At 69.8% G+C, this 15057-nt stretch carries 10 protein-coding genes; 4 read left to right on the forward strand and 6 right to left on the reverse strand.

The genetic code is table 11. The features are described 5' to 3' along the window. Position 1: 1 nt before the first annotated feature. Positions 2 to 1012 carry an FAD-dependent oxidoreductase gene (locus tag ACGFNI_RS08155; protein WP_393681724.1) on the forward strand — a complete coding sequence of 337 codons (1011 nt, stop codon included), beginning with the start codon at positions 2 to 4 and terminating at the stop codon, positions 1010 to 1012. 67 nt (positions 1013 to 1079) lie between these two features. Here ACGFNI_RS08155 and ACGFNI_RS08160 read toward each other — a convergent pair whose 3' ends face one another. Further along, the gene (locus ACGFNI_RS08160; protein WP_393682184.1) at positions 1080 to 2804 is read right to left on the reverse strand and encodes a BCCT family transporter; all 1725 of its coding nucleotides are present in this window, start codon (positions 2802 to 2804) and stop codon (positions 1080 to 1082) included. A gap of 162 nt (positions 2805 to 2966) precedes the next feature. Beyond that, positions 2967 to 4952 carry a Xaa-Pro dipeptidyl-peptidase gene (locus tag ACGFNI_RS08165; RefSeq protein ID WP_393681725.1) on the reverse strand — a complete coding sequence of 662 codons (1986 nt, stop codon included), beginning with the start codon at positions 4950 to 4952 and terminating at the stop codon, positions 2967 to 2969. A 212-nt stretch (positions 4953 to 5164) separates the two neighbouring features. Here ACGFNI_RS08165 and ACGFNI_RS08170 point away from each other — a divergent pair, with 212 nt between their 5' ends. Beyond that, positions 5165 to 6667: a M1 family metallopeptidase gene (locus ACGFNI_RS08170; RefSeq protein WP_393681727.1), complete on the forward strand. Its 1503-nt coding sequence runs from the start codon at positions 5165 to 5167 to the stop codon at positions 6665 to 6667. A 179-nt stretch (positions 6668 to 6846) separates the two neighbouring features. On the opposite strand, the gene ACGFNI_RS08175 is transcribed toward ACGFNI_RS08170, so the two are convergent. After that, positions 6847 to 7731: an oxygenase MpaB family protein gene (locus tag ACGFNI_RS08175; RefSeq protein WP_393681729.1), complete on the reverse strand. Its 885-nt coding sequence runs from the start codon at positions 7729 to 7731 to the stop codon at positions 6847 to 6849. A gap of 203 nt (positions 7732 to 7934) precedes the next feature. Between ACGFNI_RS08175 and sph the strand changes: the two genes are divergently transcribed. Continuing rightward, a complete protein-coding gene (gene sph / locus ACGFNI_RS08180) occupies positions 7935 to 8909 on the forward strand; it encodes a sphingomyelin phosphodiesterase (RefSeq protein WP_393681731.1) in 975 nt (324 codons plus the stop codon). Positions 8910 to 9001: 92 nt separating this feature from the next. On the opposite strand, the gene ACGFNI_RS08185 is transcribed toward sph, so the two are convergent. Then, positions 9002 to 10462 (reverse strand): amino acid permease, encoded by a 1461-nt coding sequence (locus ACGFNI_RS08185; protein ID WP_393681733.1) that lies wholly within the window; start codon positions 10460 to 10462, stop codon positions 9002 to 9004. 358 nt (positions 10463 to 10820) lie between these two features. On the opposite strand from ACGFNI_RS08185, the gene ACGFNI_RS08190 reads away from it, so the two are divergent. Beyond that, on the forward strand, positions 10821 to 11549 hold the full coding sequence (locus tag ACGFNI_RS08190) for a MerR family transcriptional regulator (protein WP_393681734.1): 729 nt from the start codon (positions 10821 to 10823) through the stop codon (positions 11547 to 11549). 39 nt (positions 11550 to 11588) lie between these two features. Here ACGFNI_RS08190 and ACGFNI_RS08195 read toward each other — a convergent pair whose 3' ends face one another. Together ACGFNI_RS08195 and ACGFNI_RS08200 are read right to left on the reverse strand one after the other, a co-directional pair. After that, positions 11589 to 13754 (reverse strand): 3-hydroxyacyl-CoA dehydrogenase NAD-binding domain-containing protein, encoded by a 2166-nt coding sequence (locus tag ACGFNI_RS08195; RefSeq protein WP_393682186.1) that lies wholly within the window; start codon positions 13752 to 13754, stop codon positions 11589 to 11591. A gap of 49 nt (positions 13755 to 13803) precedes the next feature. Further along, positions 13804 to 15018 (reverse strand): acetyl-CoA C-acetyltransferase, encoded by a 1215-nt coding sequence (locus tag ACGFNI_RS08200; RefSeq protein WP_393681736.1) that lies wholly within the window; start codon positions 15016 to 15018, stop codon positions 13804 to 13806. Positions 15019 to 15057 lie beyond the last annotated feature (39 nt).

The raw sequence follows: 15057 nt of genomic DNA on the forward strand, positions 1-15057 counted from the left end.
TATGAGGATCCATGCGAGCGAGGTACTGGTCATCGGTGGCGGCGTGGTGGGGCTCACGTCGGCCATCGCGCTGGCGGAGGACGGACACCGGGTGCGGGTGGTCAGCCGTGACCGCGCGGACGACACCACATCGGCGGTGGCCGGCGGGCTGTGCTGGCCCTACCGGATCCAGCCGCGGGAACAGGCGGTGCGCTGGTCGGTACGCGGCTTCGATGTGCTGGCCTCGCTCGCCGAGCGCCCGGAGGAGACCGGCTCCCGGATGGTGACCGGCACGATGACGGAGACCGTCGCCGATGAGCCCGCCACGTCCGGCACCGCACCCGCCGACGATGCGCTGGCCGCCTGGCACGACGCCGTGCCCGGCCTGCGGCGGGCCCGCCCCGACGAGCTTCCGGCGGGGCACACGGCGGGGTGGCGGGCCCGCACCCCTCTGGTGGACATGCCTGCCCATCTGCGGTATCTGGAACGGCGGTTGGCGGCGGCGGGCGGGACGCTGGAGCGCCGCCCCTTCACCTCGCTCACCGAAGCGGGCGAGGAAGCCGGCACGGTCGTGAACTGCTCGGGCCTCGGCGCCCGCGAGCTGGTGCCCGATCCGCAGGTGCAGCCGGTGCAGGGCCAGTTGGTGGTGGTGGCGAACCCGGGGATCGAGGAGTGGTTCGTCTCGGCCGACGGGGGCGCGTCCGACACGACGTACGTGCTGCCGCAGCCGTTCGGTGTGGTGCTCGGCGGCACGGCGCGCGAGCACGCCTGGTCGCGGGAGCCGGATCCCGCGGTGGCCGAGGCGATCGTGGCGCGCTGCGCACGGCGCTTCCCCGCGCTGGCAGGTGCCAGGGTGCTGGAGCACCGGGTGGGGCTGCGCCCGGCGAGGACGGCGGTACGGCTGGCGGCCGAGCGGCTGCCGGGCGGTGCGTGGTGCGTGCACAACTACGGGCACGGTGGCGCAGGGGTCACCGTGGCCTGGGGGTGTGCGGACGAGGTGGTGCGCAAGGTGCGGGAGGCTCCGGCACAGTAGCCGGAGCGGCCGGGCGACGGGCCCGCCGCGATACTGCCGCGACGGGCCCGTCCCCCTTCAGCGTCCGTCAGTCCTCCGGGCCGCCGGGCTTCCCCGAGCCATCGGGTTCGTCGTCAGGGCCCGAGCCGACGGCCGTGGCGCCCGTGGTCTCGCTGCCAGGACCGATCCGGAACTCGAAGTCGCCGTCGTACTGCTCGTGACCGGCGATGACGGCCATCTCGACGGCTTCCTCGCCCCGCTGGCCGCGCACGATCAGCGGATCGCTGCGCAGGTCCCGCATCAGGGCCCAGCACATGACGATCATCACGATCATGAACGGCACCGCGACGAGGATCGTCAGGTTCTGCAGACCCGTCAGGGCGTCGCCCGAACCGCCGCCGATCAGCAGCATGATCGCCGCGACCGCGCCGGTCACCACGCCCCAGAAGATCACCACGGGCCGGCTGGGCTCGAAGGTGCCCTTCTGCGACAGCGTGCCCATGACGATCGAGGCGGCATCGGCTCCGGAGACGAAGAAGATGCCGACCAGGATCATGACAAGAATGCTCATGACCGTGGCGAGCGGGTACTGGTGCAGCACGTCGAAGAGCTGCCCCTCGGAGGTACCGGCCCCGCTCAGCTGCTTGTCGGCCTGGAGCTTCGTCGCCGACCCGCCGAAGATCGCGAACCAGATGAGGCTGACCACGCTCGGCACGAGGATGACGCCGCCGATGAACTGCCGGATCGTCCGGCCACGGCTGATGCGGGCGATGAACATGCCCACGAAGGGCGTCCAGGAGATCCACCAAGCCCAGTAGAAGACGGTCCAGGTGCGCAGCCAGGTGTCCACATCGGCACCGCTGCTGGCCTCCGTACGGCCGGCCAGCTGCGGCAGTTCGCCGATGAACGAACCGATGGACGTGGGCAGCAGGTTGAGGATCAGGACGGTCGGTCCGACCACGAAGACGAAGACGGCCAGGATCAGCGCCAGCACCATGTTGATGTTGGACAGCATCTGGACGCCCTTGGCGATGCCGGAGACCGCGGACAGGATGAACGCGAGCGTCAGCACGGTGATGACGACGACCAGCAGTGTGGTACTGACGCTGTCCATCCAGCCCAGCACCTTGATGCCGCTGCCGATCTGCAACGCGCCCAGACCCAGCGAGGCGGCGGAGCCGAAGAGGGTGGCGAAGATGGCCAGGATGTCGATGACCTGGCCGCCCCAGCCGTTGGCCCGCCGCCTTCCGATCAAGGGGGTGAACACCGCCGATATCGTCTGCCGCCTCCCCCGCCGGAAGCAGCTGTAGGCGATGGCGAGCCCCACGACCGCGTAGATCGCCCAGGGGTGCAGCGTCCAGTGGAACAGCGTGGTGGCCAGCGCCGTGTCCATCTTCTGGGCCGCGTCCGCGGGGTTGGTGCCCGGCGGCGGGTTGATGAAGTGCCCCAGCGGTTCGCTGACGCCGTAGAACATCAGGCCGATGCCCATGCCCGCGCTGAACATCATCGCGATCCAGGACACCGTGCGGAATTCGGGTTCCTCCCCTTCCTGTCCCAGCGTGATCCGGCCGTACTTGCTGACGGCGAGCCAGATCGCGAAGACCACGAACCCCGATGCGGCGATGACGAATGCCCAGCCGAGGTTGTCGATCACCCAGTGCAGCATCGTTGTCGAGACGTTCTTGAGCGACTCCGTGGAGGAGGCGCCCCAGACGATGAACGCGAGGGTCAGCAGCGAGGTGACGCCGAAGACCACGCGGTCGGTCTGTGGAGGGCCGGTGCGGTGCGGGTCACCGGAGGAGTCCACCGCGATCGGCGAACGTCCCCCGTCCCCCGGTTCCTTGGCTTTGTCCGACACGTGTCGACCTTTCCATTGGCCAATTTTTTCCGACCGTTTACCCCCTACCACACCGCAGCGGCCCGCCGCCGGGAACGCGACCGTACGGTGATATGCGGATTGTGTGTGCGGAGCGGCTCACCGTCCGTGAGGCAGCCGGCTGAGCATGCGCGGCGGTGCGATACCCGCACCGGAGTCCGCGGTCGCCGGACGGGCCCCCGCGAGCGCCCGCGCGAGCGCCGGGGCGCCGCCCGTCACCGGCAGGTCCGCCGAGGTACGCGCGAGGTCAAGGGTCAGCGTCGGCCGGGTGGACGGCGGATCGATCAGCCCGGCGTCCGTACCTGCCACGACCAGCGCGAGCCGGTGCCCCGCGGGCACGACGTGATCGCTCGCCGCCAGATCCAGGGTGAGGGTGTACGGCGTGCCCGGGGTGAGCGGACGCCCCTTGTGCGGATCGGCGTAGGTGCCCAGATCCGCCCAGCCACGGCTGAAGACGGTGTGCCCCACCTTCTCGGTGTCAGCGGCGGTCTCCCGGAAGCAGCCGGTGTCACCCTTGGTGCCCTGCCCCCAACAGGTGCTGCGGTCCAGGGTGGTGATGCCTTCCCCGGAAGCGGCGTAGTTGCGGATGGTGTCCGGGCCGATGTCGATCAGGACGGCCGAGAGGTGCGCGGTCGCCGTCGTCGGCGTGGCCGTCACGGTCACCTTCCCCGAGCCGGACAGCCGCAGCGGAGCGGTCAGCTTCCCGGTGGTGAAACCGGCCTTGGACGACGTCGGCCGGTCGATGGCCGCCGCCCAGTCCTCCTCGCTCAGCTTCGGGTCGTCGGTGAACTTCTCCGTCGCGCCCTGCGGAGCCGGCGCGGCCCCCAGCGTGCCGACGCCGGGCGCGCCGCCGTTGCCCGGGTGCAGGGTGGTCGCCGCCGTCCCGTCCGCCGGCCAGTGCGCGTCCGTGGACCACTGGTCGGGCGCGCGTTCCACGTCCGCCATCGGCGCCCGCTCAATGCCGTTGTCGTAACCCATCAGGTAGTGGTCGAACCACTGGTGGAGGGTACGGACCCACTCGGGGCGCCGGTAGTCGAACGGGTCGACGTGACCGGTCTGCGAGAGCCAGATCTTGCGCTCCACACCGTGCCTGGCGAGCGCATCCCACCACCGACCCGCGTGCTGGGTACGGACGTTGAGGTCCTGCATCCCGTGCACCATGAACACGCTGGCGCGGACCTTGCCCGCGTCGGGAACGTAATCGCGCTCGCTCCACAGGCCGGTCCAGTCCCCGGAACGCGGGGCACCGTCGACGAGCTTCTGCTGCACGGCGGCGCACCGCTGGTGCGCACCGGAACTCTCGACGGCGTCCGCGAGCCCGTCGGGCCCCGAGCCGTACAGCGGCGCGCCCCGGGAGAAGTAGTAGTCGTACCAGGACGAGATGCCGGCGATCGGGACGATGGTCTTGAGGCCCTTGACTCCGGTGGCCGCGACACCGTTGGCGATGGTCGCGTCCCAGCTCTTGCCGATCATGCCGGTACTGCCGTCGGTCCAGCCGGCGGTGACCGCGCCGCCGCCCGCCGGGGCGTCGTAGGCGCGGCCACGGCCGCCAAGCCAGTCGACGACCGCCTTCGCCGAGCCGATGTCGGAGCGCCCGCCGACGTCCACACAGCCGTCCGAGCGGTTGGTGCCCGCCAGATCGACGAGGACCGTCGCATAGCCGCGCGGCACGAAGTAGTTGTCGTAGTGGAGCGGGAACTGGACCGGCCGGCCCTGCGCGTCGTAGGTCTTCTTCTGACCGTCGTTGCCGCGCCCGCAGCAGGAGTAGTAAGGGCTGGCGTCCATGATCACGGGGATCTTGCGGCCCTGCTGCGCGGGCTCGCTCGGGCGCACGATGTCGACGGCGACGCGGTCGGTCCGCCCGTCCCCGTCGCCGTCCAGCCGGGTGTCCACCCAGACCGTTTCGCGGACCGCACGGTCGTAGGAGTAGACGGGTCTGCTCTCGCCCGGCGGGCCCGCCGTGCGCGGGATGCCGGAGTCCGCCCTTGCGGGCGGCGAACCGGCCAGCGCGGCCAGCAGGGCGACGACCGCCGCCAGCGCGAATGCTTTCCAGGGGATGCGGGTGGCCCGCGCGGGATGCGTCACGGCGGGAAGGTAGCGCGCCGCAACTCCCGTGCGTAAGGGGGCCCGTGGGACGCAGCGCACCCCACGAGGCCGAAACCGGTGGTACGCGACGTGCACCGGGGGCCACCGCGCCACATGACGGTCATGTGTCAGATGAGGCCATGGACATGATGACACCCGGGCGAGTACATAGGCTCTGAACAGATCCACCTCTTCTACGAGTTGGAGGACTCGTGCGTCACAGACTCCTCGTCCCGGGCGCCGCTGCGCTCAGCCTGCTGCTGGCGATCCCGGCATCGGCGGCCGGCTTCACCCCCGGCGCTCCGGGTGCGGGCGACAGCTACTACCCCGAGAGCGGAAACGGCGGATACGACGTTTCCCACTACGACCTGCGGCTCAAGTACCAGCCGAAGACGGACCTCCTGGAAGGCACGGCGACCCTGCTCGCCACCACCACCCAGGACCTCTCCCGCTTCAACCTGGACTTCGGCCTGAAGGTCAGCGAGATCCGGATCAACGGCAAGAAGGCCACCTACGCCACCTCCGGCAAGCACGAACTGGAGGTCACCCCCGCCACGCCCCTGGAAAAGGGCAAGCGGATCAGCGTCGTCGTGCGCTACGCGGGCAAGCCGTCCGAGCTGAAGATCGACGGCTTCACCGCCTGGGCCCGCACCCCCGACGGCGGCGTGGTCGCACAGGAACCCGACTCCGCCGTCTGGTGGTTCCCGAGCAACGACCACCCCACCGACAAGGCCACCTACGACATCTCCGTCGCCGTCCCCGACGGAACCCAGGCCCTCAGCAACGGCGTCCTGGCCTCACAGACCTCCAAACTCGGCTGGACCCGCTACAACTGGCGCTCGGACAAGCCGCAGGCGACCTACCTGACCACCCTCGCCGTCGGAAAATTCGACATCACCACCGACAAGACCGCCAACGGCCTGCCGGTGATCAACGCCGTCAGCAAGGACCTCGGCGCGAACAGCGGCTCGGCACACGCCAGCATCGAGCGCACCACCGAAGTCACCGAATGGCTGGAGAGCGTCTTCGGCCCCTACCCGTTCAACGCCGTCGGCGGCTACGTCCCCAACGTCCCCGCCGGATACGCACTGGAGACCCAGACCCGCCCCTTCTACGGCAAGAAGGCATTCGACCGCGGCGCCAACGTCTCCGTCGTCGTCCACGAACTCGCCCACCAGTGGTACGGCGACAGCGTCTCGCTCAAGGACTGGAAGGACATCTGGGTCAACGAAGGCTTCGCCGCCTACAGCCAGTGGCTCTGGTCGGAGAAGGAAGGCGAGGGCACCGCACAGGAACTCGCGGACTACGTCTACGACCAGCACCCCGCCGACGACCCGTTCTGGACCGTCAAGCCCGGCGACCCCGGCGCGGACAAGCAGTTCGACGGCGCCGTCTACGACCGCGGCGCACTGGCCATCCAGGCACTGCGCAACAAGATCGGCGACAAGGTCTTCTTCGACATCCTCAAGACCTGGCCCACCGAGCACAAATACGGCAACGCCTCCGTCGCCGACTTCGTGAAGTTCGCCGAGAAGAAGACCGGCACCCCGCTCGCCGACTTCTTCGACACCTGGCTCTTCCAGCCCGCCAAACCCGCCACCGGCGCCACCAAGCGGACCCTCGGCGCACCGCGGACACCGGTCGCCCAGCCCAAGTCCTGGAAGCAGATCGAAGCCACCCACCAGGTACACGCACACGAGGCGGGGGCGCACTAGGCACCAGGCGTCCGCCCGAGACACTGGAGCGTGCGCCTGAGGACCCTCGGGGGCTCGGGGCCTGCCGCGCTCCCCGAGCGCGGAGCCTGCCCGGCGCTCCCCCGCCCCCTCCCCCCTCTCCCCCCTACGGGGGGAGGGGGCGGGGGTGGGTTCGGGGGTGGGGGGTGCGTGACGAAGCGTCAGAAACGCCTCAGAGGACGCCAAGCCGCCAGACGCCCCCTCCCACCCCCAGCCGCCCGACGGGCCCTCCGCGCCGTGGGCAGGTACCGCAGCCGCTCAGGAAGCGTCGGCACCACCACGCGGACCACCCGGCCGAAGCACCGCAGCCGCCGTTCCTGGGCGTCGCTCCACCGCAGCCCGATGGCGAGGCGCGCGTCGGGCGGCAGCAGGCCGATCGCGAGAAAGCGCCGGCAGCGCACGAACAGGGGCCGCACCGCAGGCCAGGCGACCCGCAGCAGCAGCCGCAGCGGGAGCGGGCCGACGTCAGGCGCCGGGACCGGCAGGCCCGTGGAAACCAACTCCCTTACCACGGGCGTCGGTTCAAGGTCATTTTCGAGCACCTTGCGGTAGTACGGCCAGAATTCCTCGACGGTCTGCGGCATGTCGCCGTCACTGATGCCCAGCACCCGGCCGACCTGGAGCCATTCCGCGTACAGCCGCCGTTCCTGCGCCTCGGTGAACGGGCGGCCGAGATAGCGCCGCCCGCGCCGGAAGACGGGGTAGCCGGTGGCGTGCACCCAGACGTAGGCGGCCGGCGTGAGGACGTGGCGCGCAGGCCCCCGCGCGTCGGCGCCCCGGACGGTCCGGCGCAGCCTGCGGCCCTCCGCTGCCGCCGCATCGCCGCCGTAGACCCACAGCTGGAAGGAGATCAGCGACCGCCGGCCGCGCCCCCAGGGGTCCGTACGGAACACCGCGCGGGCGTCGGTGCCCGCGCTCACCTCGGGGTGCGCCACCTGAAGGGTCATGACGGCCGGCAGGGTCAGCAGGGTGCGGATGTCCCCGGCCATCGACCACAGAAGGCTGCCCGGTGGCGGGGGTTGCGGGTCGTTGTGCACCGCCGTCATCGCCTTTGCCGTACCACGCGATATTCCTCGCGTTTCTCCATGATACGACCGTCCGGCCGTCGCCTCCGCACCGTCCGCTGCGACCTCACGGGCAAGCGCTACGCCCCGTGAATCTCGTGCACACCGAGTGGTTACCAAGAGGTAACCACAGCTGATTTGATGTGCCTCGCCGGATCATGTCCCCACCCCCACAGGGAGATTCAGTGCCGCACCCCGCACCGCGCACCCCACGGGCCGTCGCGACCGCCGCGGCCCTCGCCGTCGTCGCCACCGCCGCCGCGTCCCCCACCGCGTCGGCGACGCCGCCCCCGCATCTGAAGGTCCTGACCTACAACACCTTCCTGATGAGCAAGAACCTCTACCCCAACTGGGGCCAGGACCACCGCGCCGAGGCCATACCGGCGGCGGACTTCTTCCAGGGCAACGACGTCGTCGTCCTGGAGGAAGCCTTCGACAACTCCTCGTCGGACGCCCTGAAGTCCCGTGCCGCGGCGCAGTACCCGCACCAGACTCCGGTGGTCGGCCGCAGCAAGGACGGCTGGGACGCCACCGGCGGCGCCTACTCCGCCGCCACCCCGGAGGACGGCGGGGTGACGCTGCTGAGCAAGTGGCCGATCCTCCGCAAGGAGCAGTACGTCTACAAGGACGCCTGCGGCTCGGACGCCTTCTCCAACAAGGGCTTCGTCTATGCGGTGCTGGACGTGAACGGCGCCAAGGTGCACGTGGTCGGCACGCACACCCAGTCCACCGACTCGGGCTGCAAGGCGGGCGAGGCGGTCGCCGACCGCGCGGCCCAGCTCAAGGAGATGGACGCCTTCCTGGACGCCCGGCACATCCCGGCCGGCGAAGAGGTCATGGTCGCCGGTGACATGAACATCGACTCGCACGGCTCGGAGTACGACGCGATGCTCGCCAACGGCGACCTGGCCCCCGCCGACAGCCGCACGGGCCATCCATACTCCTTCGACACCCAGGAGAACTCCGTCGCGAAGTACCGCTACCCGGACGATCCGCGCGAGGACCTGGACTACGTCCTGCACCGCAACGGCCATGCCAGGCCCGCCGGCTGGCGCAATGACGTGATCATGGAGGAGTCCGCGCCCTGGACGGTCTCCAGCTGGGGCAAGAAGTACACCTACACCAACCTCTCCGATCACTACCCGCTGCTCGGCGGCTGAGCGCGGCGGTCCCCCGCACGCGCGAGGGCGGTCGCGGACGCCTCTCCGGCTTCCGGCGACCGCCCCTGTACGTCAGGCGCCCGAGCGCTGGTCTACGACGCAGCCTCGCGCTCCTCGGCGATGCGCCGCACCCGGCCGCGGACCGCGTACCAGCCGGCGACCAGCGCGACGGCGAGTACCGGAATCAGCAGCACGGTCTGCCGGCCGACACCGTCGTCGAACCACATCAGCACGATGACGCCGAGCAGGAAGGCGATCGTCACGATGTCGGTGACGGGCGTGCCGGGCAGCCGGAAGCGCGGCCGTCGCACCTGCCCCTCCTTGGCGCGGCGCACGAAGACCAGGTGGCAGATCATGATCGTGCACCAGGTGCTGATGATGCCGAGCGCCGCGATGTTCAGCACGATCTCGAACGCCTTGCCCGGCACGACGTAGTTGAGTGCCACGCCGAGTACGCAGACGGTGGAGGTGAGCAGGATGCCGCCGTAGGGCACCTGGTTGCGGTTCATCAGCCCGGCGAACTTGGGTGCGGAGCCCGCCATGGACATGGAGCGCAGGATGCGGCCCGTCGAGTAGAGCCCGGAGTTCAGGCTCGACATGGCGGCGGTCAGCACGACGAGGTTCATCACATCGCCCGCCGCCGGCACCCCGACGTTGGAGAGCACGGTGACGAAGGGGCTCTCGCCGTCGGTGTACTTGTTCCACGGGAGCAGCAGCGTCAGCAGCAGCACCGATCCGACATAGAAGACGCCCACCCGCCACATGATGGAGTTGACGGCCTTGGGCACGACCTTCTCGGGCTCGCTGGTCTCGCCCGCGGTCACGCCGACCAGTTCGACGGCGGAGTAGGCGAAGACGACGCCCTGGAGGACGATCACCACAGGCAGCATGCCGGTCGGGAAGAATCCGCCGTTGTCGGTGAGCACGTCGAGGCCCGGCGGGTGCCCGCCGACCGGGTGCTGGGTGGCCAGCAGGAAGATGCCGATGAACATGAAGATCACCAGTGCGGCGACCTTGATGATCGCGAACCAGAACTCCAGCTCGCCGAAGATCTTCACGGAGATGAGGTTCACGGTCAGCACCACGGCGAGCGCGATCAGCGCCATCACCCACTGCGGGATGTCGGTGAACAGGCTCCAGTAGTGCGTGTACAGCGCGATGGCGGTGATGTCGGCGATGCCGGTCGTCGACCAGTTGACGACATACATCCAGCCGGCGACGTACGCGCCCTTCTCGCCCAGGAATTCCCGGGCGTAGGAGACGAACGAACCGGAGGAGGGGCGGTGCAGCACCATCTCCCCCAGCGCCCGGACGACGAAGAAGGCGAAGAGGCCGCAGACGGCGTAGGCGACGGCCAGCGCGGGTCCTGCGGAGTGCAGCCGGCCGCCGGCGCCGAGGAACAGACCGGTGCCGATCGCGCCACCGATCGCGATCATGTTGATGTGGCGGCCCTTCAGGCCCTTGCTGTATCCCTCGTCCCCCGCGTCCTGCCGTGCCCCGCTCCCCCCGTCCGGTGGCCCCTGCGCTTCATCCGTGACGGTGTCTGTGGTCACTGCTGATTCATCTCGCTTTCAGGCAGGTGCTGGAGACGTGACTGGTATTCCGCGGATCGCACGGGCAGTCGACGGCACACCTTCCCCGAAGAGGGCCCCTCCGTCTGTGCGCTGGATCACATCCATTACGCGCCACTTATGTTTTGGGGGGTTTTGACCTTATTAATCCCGCACCGGACATACGGTGACGTCGAAATTTCGGCCCCGTCCGACCGCCACTTCGCCCGTCACGGGGAAATCGCATGACCTGTTCCGTACGGTCAGCGGGGCGCCGGCGGCCACGGCACGCAGATTCGCGGCGGGTCCGCGGCCCTCCGAGAGGTTTCACAGGAGTGGTGAGACAGCAATACTGTTGAACATGATGGAGCCCGCCACCGGCCTGACGGTCGACGAACTGGCCGCCCGCGCCGGCGTCACCGTCCGCACGATCCGCTTCTACAGCACGCGCGGACTGCTGCCGCCGCCCGAGATCGGCCCGCGCCGGGTCGGCCGTTACGGCCCCGACCATCTCTCGCGGCTGGCGCTGATCGAGGAACTCCAGCACCAGGGCATGACGCTGTCCGCGATCGAGCGCTATCTGCGGCAGCTGCCGCCCGACCTGAGCGCCCAGGACCTGGCGATCCACCGGGCGCTGGTGGCCGGCTGGATCCCGGACACGGCCGAGGACACCGCCCGTGACCAGCTGGAACGCCGGGTCGGCCGGGAGCTGACCGAGGACGACCTGGACCGGCTCGCGGCCATGAGCGTGCTGGTGCGGACCGACGACCCGGACGTCTTCCGGGTGGATCCCGGGCTGCTGCACCTGGGCACCCGGCTGCTCGACGTGCCGATCGCCCTGGAGACGATCCTCGCGGCACGCACCGTCGTCATCGAGCACACCCGCTCGGCGGCCCGCGAGCTGAGCCGGCTTTTCAAGGACGAGGTGTGGGAGCCCTACCGCGGCGGCGGTCCTGACGCCGAGGAGATGGCGCGGATGAAGTCGCTCTCCGCCCATATGCAGCCCATGGTGGTGCAGGCGCTGGTCACCGCTTTCCAGCGGTCGATGAAGGAGGAACTGCGGGAGTGGTTCGGCGACACCGGGGCGTGAGGGGGCGGACCGCCGCGGCAGGGCCGCCCCCGCCGTCCGTCAGCCGTCGCTGAACTTCTCGCCCTTCCCGGCCTTCTCGACCAGCAGCGCGGGCGGCGCGAACCGCTCGCCGTAGGCCGCCTCCAGCTCCCTGGCACGGGCCACGAACCCGGGCAGGCCGCCTTCGTAGCCGTTGATGTACTGGATCACGCCGCCCGTCCAGCCCGGGAAGCCGATGCCGAAGATGGAGCCGATGTTGGCGTCGGCGACCGAGGTCAGCACGCCCTCCTCGAAGCAGCGGACGGTGTCCAACGCCTCGGAGAACAGCATCCGTTCCTGCATGTCGATGAACGGAACGTCGGCGTCCTTCTTGGTGAAGTGCTCGCGCAGCCCCGGCCACAGGCCGGCCCGCTTGCCGTCCTCGCCGTACTCGTAGAAACCGCCGCCGCCGCTGCGCCCTGGACGGCCGAACTCGTCGACCATCCGGTCGATGACCGCGTCGGACGGATGCGGCTGCCAGCTGCCGCCGGCCTCCTCGACCGCCCGCTGGGTCTCCTTGCGGATCTTGCGCGGCAGGGTCAGGGTCAGCTCGTCCATCAGCGACAGGACCTTCGCCGGGTAGCCGGCCTGGGCCGCGGCCTGCTCGATGGAGGCCGGGTCGAGGCCCTCACCGACCATCGCCACGCCCTCGTTGATGAAGTGGCCGATGACGCGGGAGGTGAAGAAGCCGCGCGAGTCGTTGACCACGATCGGGGTCTTGCGGATCTGGCGGACCAGGTCGAAGGCGCGGGCCAGCGCCTCGTCGCCGGTCCTCTCGCCCTTGATGATCTCCACCAGGGGCATCTTGTCGACCGGCGAGAAGAAGTGCAGCCCGATGAAGTCGCCGTCGCGCTCGACCCCTTCGGCCAGTCCCGAGATGGGCAGCGTCGAGGTGTTGGAGCAGAGCAGCGCATCGGGAGCGACGATGTGCTCGATCTCCTGAAAGACCTTGTGCTTGAGCGCGACGTCCTCGAAGACCGCTTCGATGACCGCGTCACAGCCGGCGAGATCCTGCGGGTCGGCGGTGGGGGTGATGCGCGCCAGCAGTTCGTCCCGCTTCTGCTCGGTCGTACGGCCGCGGGCGAGCGCCTTGGCCAGGAGCCCTTCCGCGTACGCCTTGCCCTTGGCCGCGGCCTCCGGGGAGATGTCCTTGAGCACGACCTGCATCCCGGCCTTGGCGCAGGAGTAGGCGATGCCCGCGCCCATCATGCCGGCGCCGAGCACCGCGACCTTCTCGACCGTGCGGGGCGCGATGCCCTGCGGGCGATTGGCGCCGGAGTTGACGGCCTGGAGGTCGAAGAAGAACGCCTGGATCATGTTCTTCGAGGTCTGGCCGGTGACCAGCTCGACGAAGTAGCGGGCCTCGATGGTCTGGGCGGTCTCGAAGTCGACCTGGGAGCCCTCGACCGCCGCGGCGAGGATGTTGCGAGGCGCCGGGTAGGGCGCGCCGTTGACCTGCTTCTTGAGGTTGGCGGGGAACGCCGGGAGGTTGGCGGCGAACTTCGGCTGGGCCGGGGTGCCGCCGGGGATGCGGTAGCCCTTGACGTCCCAGGGCTGCTGGGACTCGGGGTGCGCGTCGATGAAGGCACGGGCCTTGGCCAGCAACTCGTCGGGAGAGGCGGCGACTTCGTGGATCAGGCCGTTGTCCTGGGCGCGGGTGGCGTTGTACTGGGTGCCCTGGAGGAGGACCTTCAGCAGGGCGTCGGCGATGCCGAGCAGCCGGACCGTACGGGTGACGCCGCCGCCCGCGGGCAGCAGGCCCAGGGTGACCTCGGGCAGGCCGATCTTGGTGCCGGGGGTGTCGAGGGCGATGCGGTGGTGACAGGCCAGCGCGATTTCGTAACCGCCGCCCAGGGCCGCGCCGTTGATGGTCGCGACGACGGGCTTGCCGAGGGTTTCGATACGGCGCAGGTCGCGCTTGATGCCGTTGCTCACGTCGAATGCCCGCTGGGCATCGGCCGGGGTGATCGCGATCAGGTCCCGCAGGTCGCCGCCGGCGAAGAAGGTCTTCTTGGCGGAGGTGAAGATGACGCCGCGGACGCTGTCCTGCTTGGCCTCCAGACGGTCGGCGACCGCGGTGAGGGAGGCTTTGAAGGCGTCGTTCATGGTGTTGGCGGACTGGCCGGGGTCGTCCAGGACCAGGGTGACCACGCCGGTCTCGTCCTGCTCCCAGCGGATGGTCGACATCGCAGAGGTCTCGCTCACTGTGGCTTCTCCGTAAGGGGTGGGGCGGCGGTCAGAGGCGCTCGATGACGGTGGCGATGCCCATGCCGCCGCCGACGCAGAGGGTGGCCAGGCCGTAGCGCTTGTCCTGGCGTTCCAGTTCGTCGATGAGGGTGCCGATGATCATCGCGCCGGTGGCGCCGAGCGGGTGGCCCATGGCGATGGCGCCGCCGTTGACGTTGATCTTGTCGAGGGAGAGCCCCATGTCCTTGGCGAAGCGCAGCACGACGGCGGCGAAGGCTTCGTTGATCTCGACCAGGTCGATGTCGCCGATGGTCAGTCCGGCCTTGGCGAGGGCCTTGCGGGCCGCGGGCGCGGGCCCGGTCAGCATGATCGTCGGGTCGGATCCGGAGACGGCAGCCGCGGCGATCCTGGCCCGCGGCGCCAGACCGTAGCGCTCGCCGACCTCGGCGTTGCCGATGGCGACCAGGGCGGAACCGTCCACGATTCCGGAGGAGTTGCCCGCGTGATGGACGTGGTCGATCTTCTCGACCCAGTGGTACTTCTGGAGCGCCACGGCGTCGAAGCCGCCCGCCTCACCGATCATCACGAAGGACGGCTTGAGGCCGGCCAGCGATTCGGCGGTGGTGCCGGGGCGGATGTGCTCGTCGCGGTCGAGGACGACCAGGCCGTTGCGGTCGCGTACCGGGACGACGGAACGCTCGAAGCGGTTGTTCTTCCATGCCTCGACGGCGCGTTCCTGGGACAGGGCGGCGAACGAGTCGACGTCGTGCCGGGAGAAGCCCTCGATGGTGGCGATGAGGTCGGCGCCGATGCCCTGCGGGACGAAGTTGGTGGCGAAGTTGGTCATCGGGTCCATCGCCCAGGCGCCGCCGTCGGATGCCATGGGGACGCGCGACATCGACTCGACGCCGCCGGCCAGGACCAGGTCCTCCCAGCCGGAACGCACCTTGGCGGCGGCGAGATTGACGGCTTCCAGGCCGGAGGCACAGAAGCGGTTCTCCTGGACGCCGGCCACCGTGTCGGGCAGTCCCGCGGCGATGGCGGCGACCTTGGCGATGTCCGAACCCTGGTCGCCGACCGGGCTGACCACGCCGAGCACGATGTCGTCGATGGCCGCCGGGTCCAGGCCGGGGAAGCGGCTGCGGAGTTCGTGGATGAGACCGACGACGAGATCGACGGGCTTGGTGCCGTGCAGTGCGCCATGGGCCTTGCCGCGGCCACGCGGGGTGCGGATCGCGTCGTATACGTACGCTTCGGTACTCAAGTCAGGCAGCCTTTCGCATGAGGGTGGAGCGGTCGCGGC

It is taken from the genome of Streptomyces sp. NPDC048644 (genome assembly GCF_043199105.1).
In the GTDB taxonomy this organism is placed as follows: Bacteria; Actinomycetota; Actinomycetes; order Streptomycetales; family Streptomycetaceae; genus Streptomyces.